General features: G+C 73.1%; 17 protein-coding genes and 1 riboswitch. Of the genes, 11 read left to right on the forward strand and 6 right to left on the reverse strand.

Annotated elements, in window-relative coordinates:
- Nucleotides 1–122 precede the first annotated feature (122 nt).
- The 3 genes from OTB20_RS35085 to OTB20_RS35095 all read right to left on the reverse strand — a co-directional run bounded on the left by OTB20_RS35085 (nucleotide 123) and on the right by OTB20_RS35095 (nucleotide 3,244).
- On the reverse strand, nucleotides 123–902 hold the full coding sequence (locus tag OTB20_RS35085; protein ID WP_267823840.1) for an enoyl-CoA hydratase/isomerase family protein: 780 nt from the start codon (nucleotides 900–902) through the stop codon (nucleotides 123–125).
- A 171-nt stretch (nucleotides 903–1,073) separates the two neighbouring features.
- Nucleotides 1,074–1,295, reverse strand: a complete 222-nt coding sequence (locus OTB20_RS35090; protein ID WP_204357858.1) for a helix-turn-helix domain-containing protein — start codon at nucleotides 1,293–1,295, stop codon at nucleotides 1,074–1,076.
- Between the two features lie 350 nt (nucleotides 1,296–1,645).
- Nucleotides 1,646–3,244 carry an ABC-F family ATP-binding cassette domain-containing protein gene (locus OTB20_RS35095; RefSeq protein WP_267823842.1) on the reverse strand — a complete coding sequence of 533 codons (1,599 nt, stop codon included), beginning with the start codon at nucleotides 3,242–3,244 and terminating at the stop codon, nucleotides 1,646–1,648.
- Between the two features lie 288 nt (nucleotides 3,245–3,532).
- Here OTB20_RS35095 and OTB20_RS35100 point away from each other — a divergent pair, with 288 nt between their 5' ends.
- Nucleotides 3,533–4,423: a neutral zinc metallopeptidase gene (locus OTB20_RS35100; protein ID WP_267823843.1), complete on the forward strand. Its 891-nt coding sequence runs from the start codon at nucleotides 3,533–3,535 to the stop codon at nucleotides 4,421–4,423.
- A gap of 70 nt (nucleotides 4,424–4,493) precedes the next feature.
- Nucleotides 4,494–4,889, forward strand: a complete 396-nt coding sequence (locus OTB20_RS35105) for a VOC family protein (protein ID WP_267752430.1) — start codon at nucleotides 4,494–4,496, stop codon at nucleotides 4,887–4,889.
- Between the two features lie 36 nt (nucleotides 4,890–4,925).
- Here OTB20_RS35105 and OTB20_RS35110 read toward each other — a convergent pair whose 3' ends face one another.
- Both OTB20_RS35110 and OTB20_RS35115 read right to left on the reverse strand, forming a co-directional pair.
- Nucleotides 4,926–6,389 carry a hypothetical protein gene (locus OTB20_RS35110; protein WP_420716548.1) on the reverse strand — a complete coding sequence of 488 codons (1,464 nt, stop codon included), beginning with the start codon at nucleotides 6,387–6,389 and terminating at the stop codon, nucleotides 4,926–4,928.
- Between the two features lie 152 nt (nucleotides 6,390–6,541).
- Nucleotides 6,542–7,684, reverse strand: coding sequence for an alpha/beta hydrolase family protein (locus OTB20_RS35115; RefSeq protein ID WP_267823844.1), 1,143 nt, complete (start codon nucleotides 7,682–7,684; stop codon nucleotides 6,542–6,544).
- 321 nt (nucleotides 7,685–8,005) lie between these two features.
- Here OTB20_RS35115 and OTB20_RS35120 point away from each other — a divergent pair, with 321 nt between their 5' ends.
- The 7 genes from OTB20_RS35120 to OTB20_RS35150 all read left to right on the forward strand — a co-directional run bounded on the left by OTB20_RS35120 (nucleotide 8,006) and on the right by OTB20_RS35150 (nucleotide 16,558).
- Nucleotides 8,006–9,259, forward strand: coding sequence for an inorganic phosphate transporter (locus OTB20_RS35120; protein WP_267823845.1), 1,254 nt, complete (start codon nucleotides 8,006–8,008; stop codon nucleotides 9,257–9,259).
- A 28-nt stretch (nucleotides 9,260–9,287) separates the two neighbouring features.
- Complete coding sequence (locus OTB20_RS35125; protein ID WP_267823846.1) at nucleotides 9,288–9,509, forward strand: hypothetical protein; 222 nt, start codon at nucleotides 9,288–9,290, stop codon at nucleotides 9,507–9,509.
- A gap of 166 nt (nucleotides 9,510–9,675) precedes the next feature.
- A riboswitch (cobalamin riboswitch) is annotated at nucleotides 9,676–9,767 on the forward strand.
- 58 nt (nucleotides 9,768–9,825) lie between these two features.
- Nucleotides 9,826–10,800, forward strand: coding sequence for a cobalamin biosynthesis protein (locus OTB20_RS35130; RefSeq protein ID WP_267752425.1), 975 nt, complete (start codon nucleotides 9,826–9,828; stop codon nucleotides 10,798–10,800).
- On the forward strand, nucleotides 10,797–12,317 hold the full coding sequence (locus OTB20_RS35135) for a cobyric acid synthase (RefSeq protein WP_267823848.1): 1,521 nt from the start codon (nucleotides 10,797–10,799) through the stop codon (nucleotides 12,315–12,317). The genes OTB20_RS35130 and OTB20_RS35135 overlap by 4 nt, the downstream gene beginning before the upstream one ends.
- 79 nt (nucleotides 12,318–12,396) lie before the next feature.
- Complete coding sequence (locus OTB20_RS35140; RefSeq protein WP_267823849.1) at nucleotides 12,397–14,505, forward strand: putative cobaltochelatase; 2,109 nt, start codon at nucleotides 12,397–12,399, stop codon at nucleotides 14,503–14,505.
- Nucleotides 14,505–15,104 (forward strand): cob(I)yrinic acid a,c-diamide adenosyltransferase, encoded by a 600-nt coding sequence (gene cobO, locus OTB20_RS35145; RefSeq protein ID WP_267752421.1) that lies wholly within the window; start codon nucleotides 14,505–14,507, stop codon nucleotides 15,102–15,104. Before OTB20_RS35140 ends, cobO begins: the two co-directional genes overlap by 1 nt.
- A 5-nt stretch (nucleotides 15,105–15,109) precedes the next feature.
- Nucleotides 15,110–16,558: a cobyrinate a,c-diamide synthase gene (locus OTB20_RS35150; RefSeq protein WP_267823893.1), complete on the forward strand. Its 1,449-nt coding sequence runs from the start codon at nucleotides 15,110–15,112 to the stop codon at nucleotides 16,556–16,558.
- 116 nt (nucleotides 16,559–16,674) lie between these two features.
- Here the strand turns inward: OTB20_RS35150 and OTB20_RS35155 are convergent, their stop codons facing one another.
- Nucleotides 16,675–17,421 carry a ZIP family metal transporter gene (locus tag OTB20_RS35155; RefSeq protein WP_267752420.1) on the reverse strand — a complete coding sequence of 249 codons (747 nt, stop codon included), beginning with the start codon at nucleotides 17,419–17,421 and terminating at the stop codon, nucleotides 16,675–16,677.
- Here OTB20_RS35155 and OTB20_RS35160 point away from each other — a divergent pair, their 5' ends adjacent.
- Together OTB20_RS35160 and cobC are read left to right on the forward strand one after the other, a co-directional pair.
- Nucleotides 17,422–17,583, forward strand: coding sequence for a hypothetical protein (locus tag OTB20_RS35160; protein WP_267823851.1), 162 nt, complete (start codon nucleotides 17,422–17,424; stop codon nucleotides 17,581–17,583).
- Nucleotides 17,580–19,004: an Rv2231c family pyridoxal phosphate-dependent protein CobC gene (gene cobC, locus OTB20_RS35165; RefSeq protein ID WP_267823852.1), complete on the forward strand. Its 1,425-nt coding sequence runs from the start codon at nucleotides 17,580–17,582 to the stop codon at nucleotides 19,002–19,004. The genes OTB20_RS35160 and cobC overlap by 4 nt, the downstream gene beginning before the upstream one ends.
- Nucleotides 19,005–19,064: the final 60 nt, after the last annotated feature.

A 19,064-nucleotide genomic window follows, 5' to 3' on the forward strand; every position in this document is an offset into this window, starting at 1 on the left:
CGCCAGCCTGGTGTCACCCATCCATCCAGGAGAGCGACCCAGGACCAGCCACGTCAGGCGAACCCCAAAACCTGAAACAGAACACGACTCACGAGGCGAGCCAAGACCTCAAAACCAGATCACTAGTCCGAGAGGCCCGCCAGGTCGCGGAGGCGGCGGGACTGGGCCGCGCGCTCGGCGGCCCGCTGGTCGTCGTACGTGCGTGAGCCCGCTCCGCGCAGCAGCGCCTTCGTCTCGATCACCGCATCCCGCGGCGGAGCCAGCAGTGCGGTGGCGAGGTCCTGGACGGCCGCGTCGAGGTCGGCGGCGGGGACGACCAGGTTCGCGAGCCCGATCCGTTCCGCCTCCTCGGCATGCACGAAGCGGCCCGTCGCGCAGATTTCGAGCGCGCGGGCGTAGCCGACCGCCGAGGTCAGCGGTTGGGTGCCGCCGAGGTCGGGCACCAGGCCGAGCCCGGTCTCGCGCATGGCGAACTGCACGTCGTCCGCGACGACGCGCAGATCGCACGCGAGGGCAAGCTGGAAACCGGCACCGATCGCGTGCCCCTGGACGGCAGCGACGGAGATGATGTCGTTACGCCGCCACCAGGTGAACGCCTCCTGGTACTCGGCGATGGTGGAGTCGAGCAGTTCCGCCGAACCGCGCGCCAGGTCAAGGAACGACGGCTCGCCCTCGAAGCCTTCAGGGGTGAATGCCTGCCGGTCGAGCCCTGCGGAGAAGGACTGCCCTTCGCCGCGCAGCACGACGACCCGGACGGTGCCCGGCAATGACCGTCCAGCCTCCGTCAACGCCCGCCAGAGCGCGGGGGATTGAGCGTTTCGCTTGGCCGGATTGGTCAGTGTCACCGTGGCGACCGTGTCGTCGACGGTGAGCCGTACGCCGTCCTTGTCGAGCAGAGCCATCTGTGTGCCTCCGGTGGTTGTGCGGTCGTTCGGCCGTGATCTCGGCCTAAGTGACTGCACAGTAACCACCCAGCCGGCCATGGAGCCGGCCGGGGGTCACCGAAGGACGGTGGAACTGGAACAGGTGAAGCTGAATACGGAAAACCGTTGGAACCAAGTGGAACCAGATGGTCAGGCCGTAGCCGCCTTTTTGCCACGTGTCGCGCCACCGCGACCTCGCAGCGTGACTCCGGACTCGCTGAGCATCCGATGGACGAATCCGTAGGACCGGCCTGTCGATTCGGCCAGCGCCCGGATACTCGCACCGGAGTCGTATTGCTTCTTCAGGTCTGCCGCGAGCTTGTCGCGCGCGGCGCCGGTTACCCGGCTGCCCTTCTTCAGAGTTTCGGCCACCCGTGCCTCCTCATGGGAAGTGCGCTCTGGACTTCTCATGATCACCCCTCCCCGGCTTCCTGGCCACCCATTCAGCAAGGTCGGTACGGCGGCATTTCTTCAGCCGTCGACACCCGAGCAGAACGGAATCTCCTCTTCCGCTGCATGACCTCCGTCACATTTCCGCTCGGCGGGTATGAATCACCAGGTCAGGGGCCGGAGCGGGAAAGCGGAAGGCCCCGGCCGCGCATCTTGGGAGATGCGGCCGGGGCCTTCGCCGAGCACGGAGCGGTATGAGACCGTCTCACTCAGATGATGGATCACGTCTGAGCCGAATGATCCATAAGCGGCTGGATCACGTAAGCGGAGGCTCAGGCGAGCGACACGAGGTCCCGGTAGTCCGGGCCCCAGAGGTCCTCGACACCGTCCGGGAGCAGGATGATCCGCTCCGGCTCCAGCGCCTCGACGGCGCCCTCGTCGTGCGTGACGAGGATGACGGCGCCCTTGTACGTGCGCAGGGCGCCCAGGATCTCCTCGCGGCTGGCGGGGTCGAGGTTGTTCGTGGGCTCGTCGAGGAGCAGCACGTTCGCCGAGGAGACGACCAGGGTCGCCAGGGCCAGACGGGTCTTCTCACCGCCGGACAGGACGCCGGCGGGCTTGTCCACGTCGTCGCCGGAGAAGAGGAACGAGCCGAGAGTCTTGCGTACGGAGACCAGGTCCAGGTCCGGTGCCGAGGAGCGCATGTTCTCCAGGACCGAGCGCTCCGGGTCCAGGGTCTCGTGCTCCTGGGCGTAGTAGCCGAGCTTGAGGCCGTGGCCGGGGACGACCGAGCCGGTGTCGGGCTTCTCGGTGCCCGACAGCAGGCGCAGCAGCGTGGTCTTGCCCGCGCCGTTGAGGCCGAGGATGACCACGCGGGAGCCCTTGTCGATGGCCAGGTCGACGTCGGTGAAGATCTCCAGCGAGCCGTACGACTTCGACAGGCCCTCGGCGGTCAGCGGGGTCTTGCCGCAGGGCGCCGGGTCCGGGAAGCGCAGCTTGGCGACCTTGTCGGAGACGCGGACGGCGTCCAGGCCGGCGAGCAGCCGGTCGGCGCGCTTGGCCATGTTCTGGGCGGCGACCGTCTTGGTGGCCTTGGCGCGCATCTTGTCGGCCTGCGAGTTCAGCGCCGCGGCCTTCTTCTCGGCGTTCTGGCGCTCGCGCTTGCGGCGCTTCTCGTCGGCCTCGCGCTGCTGCTGGTAGAGCTTCCAGCCCATGTTGTAGACGTCGATCTGGGCGCGGTTGGCGTCCAGGTAGAAGACCTTGTTGACGACCGTCTCGACGAGGTCGACGTCGTGGGAGATCACGATGAAGCCGCCGCGGTAGTTCTTCAGGTAGTCGCGCAGCCACACGATCGAGTCGGCGTCGAGGTGGTTGGTCGGCTCGTCGAGGAGCAGGGTGTCGGCGTCCGAGAAGAGGATGCGAGCGAGCTCGACGCGGCGGCGCTGACCGCCGGAGAGGGTGTGCAGCGGCTGGCCGAGGACCCGGTCGGGCAGGCCGAGGGCGGCGGAGATGGTCGCGGCCTCGGACTCGGCGGCGTAACCGCCCTTGGTGAGGAACTCGGTCTCCTGGCGCTCGTACTGGCGCATCGCCTTGTCGCGGGTGGCGCCGGCGCCGGAGGAGATGCGCTCCTCGTTCATCCGCATCTTCTTGAGCAGTACGTCGAGTCCGCGCGCGGACAGGATCCGGTCGCTGGCCAGCACGTCGAGGTCGCCGGTGCGCGGGTCCTGCGGGAGGTAGCCGACCTCGCCGGAGCGGGCGATGGAGCCGGCGGCCGGCGTCCCCTCGCCCGCGAGGCACTTGGTGAGGGTGGTCTTGCCGGCTCCGTTGCGGCCCACGAGGCCGATGCGGTCGCCCTTGGCGATACGGAAGGACGCGTTCTCGATGAGGATGCGGGCGCCGGCGCGCAGCTCGATGCCGGTGGCGGTGATCACGGAAATACTCCAGGGCGGGTCGGGACGGCGGAAGGGGGGCAGGACGCGATGCTTCGACGCCGCTAATCCGCGAGGAGATTTGCCATGGGAGTCATTCTACCGGGGGTCCGCAACTACTTTCGGGCCCGGCCGCCCCCCGCGGAACCAGCCCCTCCCCCGTCGCCGCGTCCCCCGTTCGGCCCACGGAACACGCCTCGCGGCCGGAGGGCGTACGACGATGAACGGGTTGATACTCGCCGCAGGGGCGGACACGTACCCCCCTTGGTCAGGAATGGAGGGCGGTGCGGGATGCAGTTCGACGACGACGCCAATCTGGACACTTCCGAGGTCAAGGACGTACGCGGCAGCCGCGTCCCCGGCGGGAGGGCCACGATCGGCGGCGGCATCATCGGGTTCATCGCGCTGGTCATGGGCCTGCTCTTCGGGGTCGGCCCGGAGCAGCTGGGCCTGTCCGACGGAAGCCCGGATCCCGCGGCCACCTCCTCTTCCGCCGCCCAGGTGCAGCAGAGCTGCAAGACCGGGCAGGACGCGAACACCAAGGAGGACTGCCGGCTCGTGGCGGTGATCAACAGCACCCAGGACTTCTGGAAGCAGGAGTTCGCGCGGCGCGGCGCCCAGTACACCCCGGCACAGACGGTGTTCTTCACCGGCAAGGTGGGTACCGCCTGCGGGGCGGCCACCTCGGCGGTCGGCCCCTTCTACTGCCCCGGCGACCGGCAGGTCTATCTGGACCTGGGCTTCTTCAACGAGCTCCGCACCAAGTTCGGCGCGAGCGGCGGCCCCTTCGCCCAGGCGTACGTGGTGGCCCACGAGTACGGGCACCACATCCAGAACCTGACCGGCACCCTACAGAAGGCCCAGGACGGCCGGCAGGGCGCGAACAGCAATGCGGTACGGGTCGAGCTGCAGGCCGACTGCTACGCCGGGGTCTGGGCCCACAACGCGACGAAGACCCCGGACGAGTCCACGGGCAAGCCCCTGATCACCAGCCTCACCGACCAGGACATCAAGGACGGCCTGGACGCGGCGGCCGCGGTCGGCGACGACCGGATCCAGGAGAAGTTCCAGGGCCGGGTGAGCCCTGAGTCCTGGACGCACGGCTCGGCCGAGCAGCGCCAGCAGTGGTTCTACCAGGGCTACCGCACGGGCGACATGGCCCAGTGCAACACCTTCCGCTGACTTCTCGTGGCGCCTGCCATGCTGTGACGTGGCTCACCGTCCATCCGCGGTACGAGAGGGAGTGATCGTCATGGCAGGCGTTCCGTCCATCTGCCCGACCCTGCTGTACACCGATGCCAAGGCCGCCATCCAGTTGCTCACCGAGGCCTTCGGCTTCACCCAGATCGCGGCGTACGAGGGTGAGGACGGCGCCGTGATGCACGCCGAGCTGTCCTACGGGAACGGCATGGTGATGCTCGGCAGCAAGGGCCGCGGCGGCGCCTTCGACAAGGCCATGGAGGCGGCCGGCCCGGCCGGGGTCTACGTACTCGTCGACGACGTGGACGCCCACCACCGCCGGGCCGTCGATCACGGTGTGGAGATCCTGATGGAGCCGACCGACCAGGACTACGGCTCGCGGGACTACATGGCGCGCGACGCCGAGGGCAACGTGTGGAGCTTCGGGACGTACGCGCCGCAGGTCTGAGCCCCGCGGCGCGTACGCACTCAGCCGTACGGGGCGCTACGCGCCGCCGGTGTGCACCTGGAAGGCGGCCCGGCGCACCGCCTTGGCCAGGGCGGGATCGGGATGGGCGGCGGCCAGTGCGACCAGCACCTGGACCGTGCGCGGGTGCCCTACCGCGCGGACCTCGTCCAGCAGCCGCGGAACCGTGGTCCGTACGGCCGAGTCCAGGTGACGGGCCAGCAGCTCGGCCTCGCCGTGGTCCGCGATGGCGGCTGCGGTGTCCACCCAGAGCCAGGTCTGCTCCTCGGCGGTGAGCACGTCCTGCGCCTCGTCGGGGTCCACCCCGTCGTGCTCGGCGAGCCAGAGCAGGGCGTAGGGGCGCAGCGCGGCCTCGCGGGAGGCCCCCCGCACCTCCGGCTCGGCGGGGGCTCCGACCACGCGCAGGGCTTCGAAGGCGAGCCCGCGCAGCAGGGCGTCCTCGCCCCGGGCGGCGTGCAGCAGTTCGGACACCGCGTGGCCGACGGGCCGGGCGGCCAGCCAGGCCTGGTACTCGGCGCGGGCCGGGCCGGGGGTGAGCCGGGCGCAGCCGTGGAGCATGGCGGCGGCGGACTGCTCGATGTTCCCGGCGGGGCTCTGCGCGGCGACGCAGATCTGCTCGAGCTTGACCCAGACGGCCCAGCTTCCGAGCGGGGTGAGGGTGGCCCGGGCGGGGCCGAGGGTGACTGCGTCCACGGCGGCGAGCCCGCCGAGCGCCCAGCGCAGCAGCCGGGCGAGCGGGACGGGCGGCGCGGCCGGCGCGGGGCCGGTGTGCGGAGCCCCGGCGGTCCCGGCGGCTCGGGGGGCCTCCACCGAGTCCGCGGCCTGCGCCGTGGTCTCGTAGGGGACCTCGCACCGCTCGTCGCGCAGTTCGTCGACGCGCTGTCCGAGCAGGTCCAGCAGGTCGGGGACGGTCACGGGACCGGCGGAGAGCTGGAGCAGGGAGAGCAGCTGGGGCATGGCCTCGACCACCTCGGCGACGGCCGCGGGGGCGATGTCGGCGGGGGCCGGGTGGACCAGTGACCAGGCGTCGAAGAGGGCGACCCAGCCGCGCAGTACGGCGGCGTCGTCCCGGTTCCAGGCGCGCAGGCGCCAGCCGGGGCGGGCGTGTCCGCCGTGCATCTCGATCAGGCCGGCGAGCCGGGCGCGGTCCCAGCCGACCCGGATCTGGCCCGGCGTCAGGCTCAGCTGGGTGGCGGCGCGTTCGGCTTCGGCGGCGGGCAGCGCGCCCCCCGGGGTGGGCCCGGCGTCGTCCGCGACGCCGAGGTGGAGCTCGGCCCAGCGGGCGAGCCGTACCGCGTCGGAGAGGGAGGCGCGGGCCCTGTTCGCCAGGTCGGCCGTGGCGGGGGTGCCCGCCGGAGGCCGCGGGGCGGTCCGGGTGCGCCGGTCGGTCACCGCCTTGCGGGCCGTGGCGACGGACCGCGGGGCGACGAGTCGGAGTCTGGAGTCGCGAGCCAACTGCTCATCAGGCTTTCGGGACGTCACGGGAGCAGTCTCGCCCGTCACTGGCCGAAAGCCCAAACGGAACCAGCCATTGCCACAAGGCCCGGTAAGGACAGAACGGGACAACCCGCCCCTCCGCCCTGCCAGTCCGGCATTCTTCGGACAACTCGTCCGACGGCCCGTCACACGGTCTGTCACATGAGCGGGGTCAGGAAGCGGCGCAGCGCCTCTTCGTACGCGGCTGGGTCGGCGTTCCACATCGCCCCGTGGGCGGCGTCGGAAGCGGAGTGCAGGGTGACGAGGTCGGGGCGAGCCGCGGCGAGCCTGCGGGAGGGGGCCCAGGGGGCGATCGTGTCGTCGGGGCCGTGGAAGATCAGCACGGGGACCTTCAGCGCGGCCGGATCCGACCCCGGTGCCCGCCTGCCCGCGCGCAGGCCCGCGCGGCCTTCGGCGGCCTTGACGGCGAACGGGAGCAGGGGCGCCGGGGTGCGGCGCGCGGCGGCGAGGGCGCGCAGGGTGGCGTGCCAGTCCAGTACGGGCGAGTCGAGGACCAGCCCGGCGATCCGGTCGGCCAGCGCCGAGCGCTCGGCGGCGTGCAGAGCCATGGTGGCGCCGGTCGACCACCCGTGCAGGACCACGCGGCGGGCTCCGTAGCGCAGGGCGTAGCGGATGGCGGCGTCGAGATCGCGCCATTCGGACTCGCCGAGGTGGCCGAGGCCGTCCGGGGACCCGGGGGCGCCGAGGTCGCCCCGGTACCCGAGGTCCAGGACGGGGACCTTGTTGCGGTGGAGGAAGGGCATGACCACCATCGGGTGCTCGCGGGTGGCGCCGAGCCCGTGGACGGTGATGACCCAGGTGTCGCGGGCCGCGGGCACGAACCAGGCGGGCAGGGCGCCGAGCTCCCCGGGGATGTCCACGTCGGCGTGGTCCAGCCCGAGAGCGGCGCCCGGGTTGCCCAGGTGGATCTGGGGGGTGAGGGTGACGCGGGTCCCGGGGTCGAGGCTGCCGTGGGTGACGGCGACGAGCCGGCGCACCACGGTGTCGGGGCCGTGCGGGGCGTCCGGGAGGACGGGCCCGACCACGGCGTGCACGCCCGGCGCGGTGAGCCCGTAGGTGCCGGGGCGCAGGGAGGCGAGCGACCTGGTCAGCTCGACCCGGCCGGCCGCGGTGGAGTGGACGACGAGCCGGGGCCCGCCGGGCAGTGGGCGGCCGGGCTCGGTCCGCAGGGCCGCGTCGGCGGCGTACCGGCCGGCGAGCGCGGCGGCGGTGACGGCGGCCGCGCCGGCGCCGAGCAGGGTCGTAGTGACGGCCACTGCCGTCGCTGTAGCGGTACGCACCGCTCCAGTGTCGAGGCGGATGGGCGGGCGGGCCACCGGAGGGAACGATTCCGGGCGGCGGCCCGGCGAGGCGACCCCAGGGGTGATCTAGGTCTCTTCGGGGTTCCGCTCGTATGCAACGGCCTACCGGAAGTCCCGTCCCGGAGGGCGCGGCCACCCGGCCGTGACGTGCACCAATCGCTGTATTCGCACCCCTCTCGGGACGAAGGTCCCGATCGGGTGCCGCATCGATACACCGGACGACCCCTGCCAGTTCACCTTCCGTTCATCCAGATTGCCTACGGTCCACGAACCACTGACGTCAAACAGAAGCCTGGGTAAATGGAGCACATAACGCTTCTCCTCGGGATCGTGATCATCACCGCTCTCGTGTTCGATTTCACGAACGGTTTTCACGACACGGCCAACGCGATGGCCACCACCATCTCGACGGGCGCCCTCAAGCCCAAGACCGCGGTGGCCATGTCCGCCGTACTCAACCTCGTCGGCGCTTTCATGTCCGTGGAGGTCGCCAAGACGATCTCCAAGGGCCTGGTCAACGAGGAAGGCATCCAGCCGGAGGTCATCTTCGCCGCCTTGGTCGGCGCGATCCTCTGGAACCTCGTCACCTGGCTCGTCGGACTGCCCTCCAGCTCCTCGCACGCCCTCATGGGCGGACTGATCGGTGCGGCCGTGGCCTCCGCCGGCATGGGCGCGGTCAACGGCAGCGTCGTCGTCACCAAGGTGCTGATCCCCGCGATCGCCGCGCCGCTGGTCGCCGGCATCGCCGCGTACCTGGCCACGAAGGTCACGTACAAGGTCGGCCGCGGCATGGGTGAGAAGACCTCCGCCAAGGGCTACCGCGCGGGCCAGATCGCTTCCGCGGGCCTCGTCTCGCTGGCGCACGGCACCAACGACGCGCAGAAGACGATGGGCATCATCACCCTGGCGCTCATCGCCGGGAACGCCCTGCCGGCCGGCGCCAACCCGCCGGTCTGGGTCATCGGCTCCGCCGGTATGGCCATCGCGATGGGCACCTACCTGGGCGGCTGGCGCATCATCCGCACCATGGGCAGGGGCCTGACCGACCTGCAGCCGCAGCAGGGCTTCGCCGCCCAGACCTCGGCCGCCAGCGTCATCCTGGCCTCCTCCTCCCTGGGCTTCTCCCTCTCCACCACCCACGCGTGCTCCGGCGCGGTCATGGGTTCGGGTCTGGGACGCAAGGGCGGCGTGGTCCGCTGGTCCACCGCCTCCCGCATGTTCATCGCCTGGGGCCTGACCCTCCCGGCCGCCGCTCTCGTCTCCGCCGGCGCCGAGCTGGTCATGCGCACCGGAGGCATCGGCGTCGTCTGCGTCGCAGTCTTCCTGGTCGCCTCCTGCGTCGCCATCTACCTGATCTCACGCCGTCAGGTCGTCGACCACACCAACGTCAACGAGGTCCAGGCGGCCGACGCCGAGGAGCCTGGTGTGGTCACCACGGCCATCGCGGCCGTCACCGTCCCGCCGACCTCCGCCGCCACGGGCAGCACCGCCGCGGTGACGGACGAGGAGCTCAAGGCCACCATCCTGGCCGCGGCTCCGGCCGCCGCGGTCTGACCCCGAGAACGACAGAGGATTCAGCGGTATGAAGATCGACTGGGAAGCCCTCGGCTCCGTCTTCGGAGTCAGCCTCTCCGCCACCGTCGCCCTCGTGACCCTGTTCACCCTGGGTCTGATGGGGCTCTCCAAGCACGAGGCCGCCACCGAGCAGGGCGGCGCGGCCACCCTGGCCCGCAGCGGCGCGTACGCCTGCTTCGCGGTCTGCACGGCGGCCGTGACCTACGGGATCTACCTGATCGTCGCCTGAGGCGCCGGACAACACGCACGAAACAGCACGCACGAAGGCTCCCTCCGGGTCCGTCCCGGAGGGAGCTTTCGCATGCCCAGGACCCACCACCCCACCGCAGGTCAACGGCGAGTTGACGGGCCTTCGCGCTGCGTGGTGGACTGCCCGAGCCATTACGGCGGCATGGAGAGGAAGTCCGGTGCGAATCCGGCGCGGTCCCGCCACTGTCACCGGCGCACGCGGACCCCAGGGCCGCGCGCGGCCGGGAGCCAGGAACTCTCGCCGCCGGACACGTCGAACCAGGGCGCGGACCCTGAGTGAGGACATACCTGCCACCATGCGTGCCGATCGCGTCTTCGCGTACGGCGTCACGGCGGGCCTGATCGGCGACCGGATCCTCGGGGATCCGCGCCGAGGGCACCCCGTGGCCGCCTTCGGACGAGCCGCCGCCGCCGTCGAACGCGCCCTGTGGCGCGACGACCGCGCGCGGGGCGCCCTGCACACCCTGCTGTGCGCCGGAGGCGCGGCCGCCGTCGGCGCGCTGGGCGCCCGCGCCGTGCGCTCCCGGCCCGCGGCCGCCCGTATAGCCCTGACCGCCGCCGCCACCTGGGCCGTCGTGGGCGGCACCTCGCTGGGCCGGGAGGCCCGCGCCATCGGCGGCGCGCTCGCCGCCGGGGACGCCGACGTGGCCCGCGAACGGCTGCCCCACCTGTGCGGTCGCGACCCGCAGGCACTGGACGAGCAGCAGATGGCCCGGGCGGTCGTCGAATCGGTCGCCGAGAACACCTCCGACGCGGTGGTCGGGGCCCTGGTGTGGGGCGCCGTCGCGGGCGTCCCCGGCCTGCTGGCCTTCCGCGCCGTGAACACCCTGGACGCGATGGTCGGCCACAAGTCCCCCCGCCACCTGCGCTACGGCTGGGCCTCGGCCCGGCTCGACGACGTGGCCGGCTGGCCGGGCGCCCGGCTGACGGCCCTGGCCGCCGTACTGGCCGGTCCCGACCGACGGGGAGCCGTACGGGCCTGGCGCGCGGACGCCGCCAAGCATCCGAGCCCCAACGCGGGGCCGGTGGAATCCTCCTTCGCCGGGGCGCTCGGCGTACGGCTGGGCGGGACCCTGGCGTACGGGGGGCGGGTCGAACACCGGGCCGTGCTCAACGGAGCGGCCGGGCGGCCCGTGGAGGTCGCCGACATCGAACGGGCGGTACGGCTGTCGCGCCGGGTGACGTGGGTGGCGCTGGGAGCCTGTGTGGCCGCGCGCACGCTGGTCTCGCGGACAGCACGTACGCGTACATCACGAAGGGGACGCGCATGAGCGGCGCGAGGCGCGGCGGGGGACTCCTCGTCGCCGGTACGACATCCGACGCGGGCAAGAGCGTGGTCACGGCGGGCATCTGCCGGTGGCTGGCCCGGCAGGGCGTGAAGGTGGCGCCCTTCAAGGCCCAGAACATGTCGCTGAACTCCTTCGTCACCCGGGAGGGCGCCGAGATCGGCCGCGCCCAGGCCATGCAGGCCCAGGCGGCCCGGGTGGAGCCGACCGCGCTGATGAACCCGGTGCTGCTCAAGCCCGGCAGCGACCGGAGCAGCCAGGTGGTGCTGCTGGGCAAGCCGGTGGGCGAGATGAGCGCCCGCGGCTACCACGGGGGCCGCCAGGAACAACTGCTCGGCATCGTCACGGACTGCCTCGAGCAGTTGCGGGGCACGTATGACGCCGTGATCTGCGAAGGGGCGGGCAGCCCGGCCGAGATCAACCTGCGCCGGACCGACATAGTGAACATGGGCATCGCGCGGGCCGCGCGGTTCCCCGTGGTCGTCGTCGGCGACATCGACCGGGGCGGGGTCTTCGCCTCGTTCTTCGGTACGACGGCGCTGCTCTCGCCCGAGGACCAGTCGCTGATCGCGGGCTACCTGGTGAACAAGTTCCGCGGTGACGTCACGCTGCTGGAACCGGGCATGGAGATGCTGCGGGGTCTGACCGGGCGGGCGACGTACGGCGTGCTCCCCTTCCAGCACGGTCTGGGCATCGACGAGGAGGACGGCCTGCGGGTCTCCCTGCGGGGCGCGGTACGGGAATCCGTGGTCGCCCCGCCCGTGGGCGAGGACGTGCTGCGGGTCGCGGTCTGCGCGGTGCCGCTGATGTCGAACTTCACGGACGTCGACGCGCTGGCGGCGGAACCCGGCGTGGTGGTGCGGTTCGTGGACCGGGCCGAGGAACTGGCCGACGCGGACCTGGTCGTCGTCCCGGGTACCCGGGGCACGGTCAAGGCCCTCGCCTGGCTGCGCGAACGCGGGCTGGCGGACGCGCTGGTGCGGCGGGCCACCGAGGGCCGGCCGGTGCTGGGCATCTGCGGCGGGTTCCAGGTCCTGGGCGAACACATCGAGGACGAGGTCGAGTCGAAGGCCGGCTCCGTGCCGGGGCTCGGGCTCCTTCCCGTACGGGTCCGCTTCGAGCGGGAGAAGACCCTGGCCCGGCCCGTCGGCTCGGCACTGGGCGAGCCCGTCGAGGGCTACGAGATCCACCACGGGGTGGCCGAGGTCCTGGGCGGCGTCCCCTTCCTGGACGGCTGCCGGTCCGGATCGGTGTGGGGCACGCACTGGCACGGCTCGCTGGAGTCGGACGGCTTCCGCCGGGCCTTCCTGCGCGAGGTCGCGGCCGCCGCCGGGCGCCGCTTCGTCCCGGCCCCGGACACGTCCTTCGCCACCCTGCGGGAGGACCAACTGGACCTGCTCGGCGACCTGATCGAGGAACACGCGGACACCGGCGCGCTGCTTCGGCTGATCGAGTCCGGCCCCCCGCCGGGCCTCCCGTTCCTGCCGCCGGGCGCGCCGTGACGGCCCGCGCCACGCACGACCGCCCGCGCACGCGTACCCGTACCCGTACCCGTACCCACGCAGAAGGAGGGGCCACCGCATGAGCACGCCCTACCCGTTCACCGCACTGGTCGGCCAGACCGACCTGCGCCTCGCGCTGCTGCTCAACGCCGTGAGCCCCGCGGTCGGCGGCGTCCTCGTGCGCGGTGAGAAGGGGACCGCCAAGTCCACCGCCGTCCGCGCCCTGTCGGCCCTGCTGCCGCAGGTGGACGTGGTCCCCGGCTGCCGGTTCAGCTGCGCGCCCGCCGCCCCGGACCCGGTCTGCCCCGACGGCCCCCACGAATCCGGTCCGGCCACCGCGCGCCCCGCCCGCATGGTGGAGCTGCCCGTCGGCGCCTCCGAGGACCGTCTCGTCGGCGCCCTCGACATCGAACGCGCCCTCTCCGAGGGCGTGAAGGCCTTCGAGCCCGGTCTGCTCGCCGACGCGCACCGCGGCATCCTGTACGTCGACGAGGTCAACCTGCTCCACGACCACCTCATCGACCTCCTCCTCGACGCCGCAGCGATGGGCGCCTCCTACGTGGAGCGCGAGGGCGTCTCCGTACGGCACGCCGCCCGGTTCCTCCTCGTCGGCACGATGAACCCCGAGGAGGGCGAGCTGCGCCCGCAGTTGCTCGACCGGTTCGGGCTGACCGTCGAGGTCGCCGCCTCCCGGGAGCCCCTCCAGCGGGTCGAGGTGGTCCGTCGCCGGCTCGCCTACGAGGACGACCCCGCGGGCTTCGCGGGCCGCTGGTCCGGGGACGAGGAACAGGTGCGCGCCCGCGTGGTGGCCGCACGGGCGCTGCTCCCCCGGGTGGTCCTCAACGACATCTCGCTGCTGCGGATCGCCGCGACCTGCGCCGGTTTCGAGGTCGACGGCATGCGCGCCGACATCGTGATGGCCCGCACCGCGACCGCGCTGGCCGCCTGGGCCGGACGGACCGAGGTGCTCAAGGAGGACGTGCGTCAGGCCGCCCTGCTGGCGCTCCCCCACCGCCGCCGCCGCAACCCCTTCGACGCGCCCGGCCTCGACGAGGAGAAGCTGGACCAGATCCTGGACGGGTTCCCGGACGACGAGCCGGAGCCCGAGCCCGAGCCGGAGCCCGAGGGCCCGGGCGAGGGACCGCAGGACGACGGCCCGGACGGCGGGGGCCCCGACGGCGGGGGCGGCGTACCCCCGCAGGGCTCCGGACCGGACGCGCCCGAGGCCGAGGCGCCCGCCGACCCCGGGCCCGAGGCGCCGGCCGAGCCCGAACAGCGGCCCGAGACGCAGCCCTCCGCCCAGGACAGCGGGGCGGCCGGTCCGGCCGAGCAGGCACCCGTACGGGCCGCCGAGCCGTTCCGAACCAAGATGCTCAGCGTCCCTGGGCTGGGTGAGGGCGCATCCGGCCGGCGTTCGCGCGCCCGTACCGCGCACGGCCGTACCACCGGCGCCCAGCGCCCCCGCGGCCAGCTGACGAAGCTGCACCTGACGGCGACCGTCCAGGCCGCGGCCCCGCACCAGAAGGCGCGCGGGCGCACCGGGCGCGGGCTGGTCGTCCGCAAGGACGATCTGCGGCAGGCGACCCGTGAGGGCCGCGAGGGCAACCTCGTGCTGTTCCTCGTGGACGCGTCCGGCTCGATGGCCGCCCGGCAGCGCATGAGCGCGGTCAAGGGGGCGGTGCTGTCCCTGCTGCTCGACGCCTACCAGCGCCGGGACAAGGTCGGCCTGATCACCTTCCGGGGCGCCTCGGCCGAGCTCGCCCTGCCGCCCACCTCCTCCGTCGACGCCGCCGCGGCCCGGCTGGAGAACCTGCCGACCGGCGGCCGCACCCCGCTCGCCGCCGGGCTGCTCAAGGCCCACGAGGTGCTGCGGATCGAACGGCTGCGGGACCCGAGCCGACGGCCGCTGCTCGTGGTCGTCACCGACGGGCGGGCCACCTCGGCCGGCGCCCTGGGCGGGGATCCGCGTGCGCTCTCGACGCGCAGCGCCCGGCTGCTGGCGGCCGGCGGGGTCGCCTCCGTCGTCGTGGACTGCGAGTCGGGGCCGGTCCGGCTGGGGCTGGCCGCAGTACTGGCCACCGATCTGGGCGGCCCGGCCGTCACCCTCGACGGGCTGCGGGCCGATTCGCTGGCCGGGCTCGTGAAGAACGTACGTACCCCATCCCCGACCCTCAGGAGGGCCGCGTAATGCCGCAGGGACAGCCGTCCGTCGTTCCGGACGACGGACTCACGACGCGTCAGCGCCGCAACCGCCCGCTCGTCTTCGTCCACACGGGGCCGGGCAAGGGCAAGTCGACGGCGGCCTTCGGTCTGGCGCTGCGCGCCTGGAACCAGGGCTGGCCGATCGGGGTGTTCCAGTTCGTCAAGTCGGCGAAGTGGAAGGTCGGCGAGGAGAACGCGCTGAAGGTGCTCGGCGCCTCCGGCGAGGGCGGCTCCGTCGTCTGGCACAAGATGGGCGAGGGCTGGTCCTGGGTCCAGCGCGACGCGCAGCTCGACAACGAGCAGGCGGCCAAGGAGGGCTGGGAGCAGGTCAAGCGCGATCTGGCCGCCGAGACGCACAAGCTGTACGTGCTGGACGAGTTCGCGTACCCGATGCACTGGGGCTGGATCGACGTCGACGAGGTCGTCGAGGTGCTGCGCAGTCGTCCCGGTACCCAGCACGTGGTGATCACCGGCCGCAACGCGCCGGAGAAGCTGGTGGAGTTCGCGGACCTCGTCACCGAGATGACCAAGGTCAAGCACCCGATGGACGCCGGCCAGAAGGGCCAGAAGGGCATCGAGTGGTGACCTCGATCAACGTACCGAGACTGGTCGTCGCCGCGCCGTCCTCCGGCAGCGGCAAGACGACCGTCGCGACGGGCCTGATGGCGGCCTTCTCGGAGCGCGGCCTCGCCGTGTCCCCGCACAAGGCCGGGCCCGACTACATCGACCCCGGCTACCACGCACTGGCCACGGGCCGCCCGGGGCGCAACCTGGACGCCTTCATGTGCGGGCCGGACCTGGTGGCCCCGCTGTTCGCGCACGGGGCGGCCGGGTGCGACCTGGCCGTCGTCGAAGGCGTGATGGGGCTCTACGACGGGGCCGCGGGGCGGGGCGAACTGGCGTCGACGGCGCAGGTCGCGAAGCTGCTCCGGGCGCCGGTGGTGCTGGTCGTCGACGCGTCCTCGCAGTCGCGGTCGGTGGCGGCGCTGGTGCACGGTTTCGCCTCCTTCGACCCGCAGGTGCGCCTCGGCGGCGTGATCCTGAACAAGGTCGGCTCCGACCGGCACGAGGCGATGCTGCGGGAGGCACTGGAGGAAGCGGGGATGCCGGTGCTCGGCGTCCTGCGGCGGGTTCCCCAGGTGGCCGCGCCGTCGCGGCACCTGGGGCTGGTGCCGGTGGCCGAGCGGCGGGCGGACGCGGTGTCCTCCGTGGCCGCCCTGGCCGACCAGGTCCGGGCCGGCTGCGATCTGGAAGCCCTGATGGCGCTGGCCCGTTCCGCGCCGCCGCTGGCCTGCGAGGCCTGGGCTCCGGAACATGCGCTGCTCCCCCACCCCGCCCCTGCCCGAAACCGGCCCCTGTCCGGGCCCGCGCCGGCGTTCGAGGCTCAGGGGTCCGGGAGCGCAGCCCCCGGCAGCGGCGCCGCACCGGTCATCGCCGTCGCGGGCGGGCCGGCGTTCACGTTCTCCTACGCCGAGCACGCGGAGTTGCTCACCGCGGCCGGGGCGCAGGTGGTCACCTTCGACCCGCTACGGGACGAGGCGCTGCCCGAAGGAACCACCGGCCTGGTGATCGGTGGCGGCTTCCCCGAGGTGTACGCCCCGGAGCTGTCCGCGAACGAGCCGCTGCGCAAGGCCGTCGCGGCCTTCGCCGCGGCCGGCCGGCCGGTGGCCGCCGAGTGCGCGGGGCTGCTCTACCTCGCCCGTTCGCTGGACGGGAAGCCCATGTGCGGGGTGCTCGACGCCGACGCGCGGATGTCGGAGCGGCTCACGCTCGGATACCGCGAGGCGGTCGCCGTCTCCGACAGCGTCCTGGCCGTGGCCGGGACCCGGCTGCGCGGGCACGAGTTCCACCGGACGGTGATCGAGCCGGGCGCCGGCGCAGCGCCCGCATGGGGCTTCACCCATCCGGAACGCCGGGTCGAGGGCTTCGTGGCGGGCGGTGTGCACGCCAGCTACCTGCACACGCACTGGGCGGCGGAGCCCTCCGTGGCCCTGCGGTTCGCCGAGGCCGCGGCGGCGCGTCCGGCAGCTCTTCGGTGAACCACAGACCTCCGGGGCGCCACCGCTCCGCCCGGCCCCTCCGGCCGGTCCGGTCCCACCGGCCGGTCCGGCCCCACCGGGCGGTCCGGCCTCTCCGGTCGCTCCAACCGGTCCGGTCACTCCGCCAGGCCCACGACCAGCCAGATCCCCGCCACCCCGCCCACGGTGCACATCAGGGTGGACAGCGCGGGGTGCTTGTGGTGGGCCTCGGGCAGGATCTCGGCGGCGGCCAGGTACAGCAGGACGCCGCCGAAGAAGCCGAGGTAGGCCCCGAGCGGTTCCTCCGGAAGGGTGAACAGCAGAGTGGACGCGGCGCCCACGACCGGGGCGGCCGCGTCCGCGAAGAGCATGAGCAGGGCCTTGCGGCGGGCGTTCCCGTACAGCCGGGTGAGGGTGTACGTGTTGAACCCGTCGGCGAAGTCGTGGGTGACGACGGCCAGCGCCACGGCCACGCCCATCCCCCCGCCGACCTGGAACGCGGCGCCGAGGGCCACCCCGTCGGCGAGGCTGTGGGCGACCATGGCCGCGGCGGCCGTCAGGCCGACCTGGGGGACCCTGCCCTCGTGGTCCGCGTGCCCGTCGCCGTTCCGGCCCCCGTGGGAGGCCTGGCGGACGGCCAGCAGGCGTTCCACGCAGTGCGCGGCGAGGAACCCGCCGACGAACAGCAGCAGGGCGAGGGGGACTCCGAAGAGTTCGTCGCCGGCCGCGTGCATGGCCTCCGGCAGCAGGTCGAGGCCGACGACGCCCAGCATCAGCCCGCCGGCCAGGCCCAGCACGAGGTGGCGGCGGTCGGTGACGCGCTGCGCCGTCCATCCGCCTGCCAGGGTCATCAGGAACGCGCCCAGCGCCACGATCACGGCCATGTGCCCCTGCATACCGACTCCGCGCCGCCCGCGCACTTCCGCAAGCGGGTGGCGGACCACGGAGGGTTGACGGGCCCGCCGCACACGGAGTCCGCGAGCGCGGCCGTCTGTGCGGGCACGACCACGAGCGGCACCACGAACACGACGACGGAGAACGGGTGAATCTGTTGGACGAGTACGCGACGCAACTGGTCGTCGGGGTCGGCGGCCGCGCGGGTGTGTCCGTGGCGGAGGTGTGCGCTCTGGTGGAGGAGACCCTGCGCGGCGCCGGGCTGACGGTGGAGGCCGTGACGGCCCTGGCCACCGTGGAGGCGAAGGCGGTGGAGGCGGGGATCGCGGGTGCGGCGGAACGTTTCGGCGTGCCCTTGCTGAGCTACCCGGCCGAGCTGCTGGCCGCGATGGCGGTGCCGCACCCCTCGGACGCCGTACGGGATGCCGCCGGCACCCCGTCGGTGGCGGAGGCCGCAGCGCTCGCCGGGGGCGGGGAACTCCTCGTACCCAAGCGGCGTTCGATGGCGGCGACCTGCGCCGTCGCCACGGCCCATACGCACGACCTGCGCCACCACGGGGACGCGGAGGTGTCGGACGGGGGTGCGGGGCTGGTCGACCTCGCCGTGAACGTACGGTCCAACACCCCTCCGCAGTGGCTGAAGGACCGGATCGCGGCTTCGCTCGACGTTCTGTCCGCCTACCCCGACGGCCGCGCCGCCCGCGCGGCCGTGGCCCTTCGGCACGGGCTGCCTGTCGAGCGGGTGCTGCTGACGGCGGGGGCCGCGGAGGCGTTCGTACTGATCGCGCGGGCGCTGGGCGCCGTACGGCCGGTGGTGGTGCACCCGCAGTTCACCGAGCCGGAGGCGGCCCTGCGCGACGCGGGCCACCGGGTGGAGCGCGTGGTGCTGCGGGCCGCGGACGGCTTCCGGCTGAACCCGGCGGCGGTACCGGAGGAGGCCGACCTCGTGGTGGTCGGGAACCCGACCAACCCGACCTCGGTGCTGCACCCGGCGGCGACCCTGACCGCGCTGGCCCGGCCCGGGCGGATCCTGGTGGTGGACGAGGCGTTCATGGACGCCGTACCCGGCGAACGCGAGGCGCTGGCCGGGCGGACGGACGTACCGGGCCTGGTGGTGCTGCGGAGCCTGACCAAGACCTGGGGCCTGGCCGGGCTGCGCATCGGCTACGTACTGGCCGAGCCGGGGGTGATCGCGAAGCTGTCGGCGGCGCAACCGCTGTGGCCGGTGTCCACGCCCGCGCTGGTGGCGGCCGAGGCGTGCGTGACCCCCGCGGCGCTGGCCGAGGCCGAGGCCGCGGCACGGCAGATCGTGGTGGACCGGGAGCACCTCCTGGCGGGGCTCGCGGAGTTCGAGGAGATCTCGGTGGCGGGCACGGCCGAGGGGCCGTTCGTCCTGATCCGGATCGAGGGCGCCGCTGAGATCCGCACCCGCCTGCGCGCGCTGGGCTTCGCCGTGCGGCGCGGCGACACCTTCCCGGGCCTGGACGACTCCTGGCTCCGGCTGGCTGTCCGCGACCGGGCGACGACGGGCCGCCTCCTCCAGGCCCTCGACCTGGCCCTCGCGGCGCGCTGAGACTCGCGGACGGGAGCGGCCCGCAAGCCGCGAGTCTCACTCCGATGGCGCGTTTGCGCG

This window comes from Streptomyces sp. H27-H1 (assembly GCF_026627445.1).
In the GTDB taxonomy this organism is placed as follows: Bacteria; Actinomycetota; Actinomycetes; order Streptomycetales; family Streptomycetaceae; genus Streptomyces.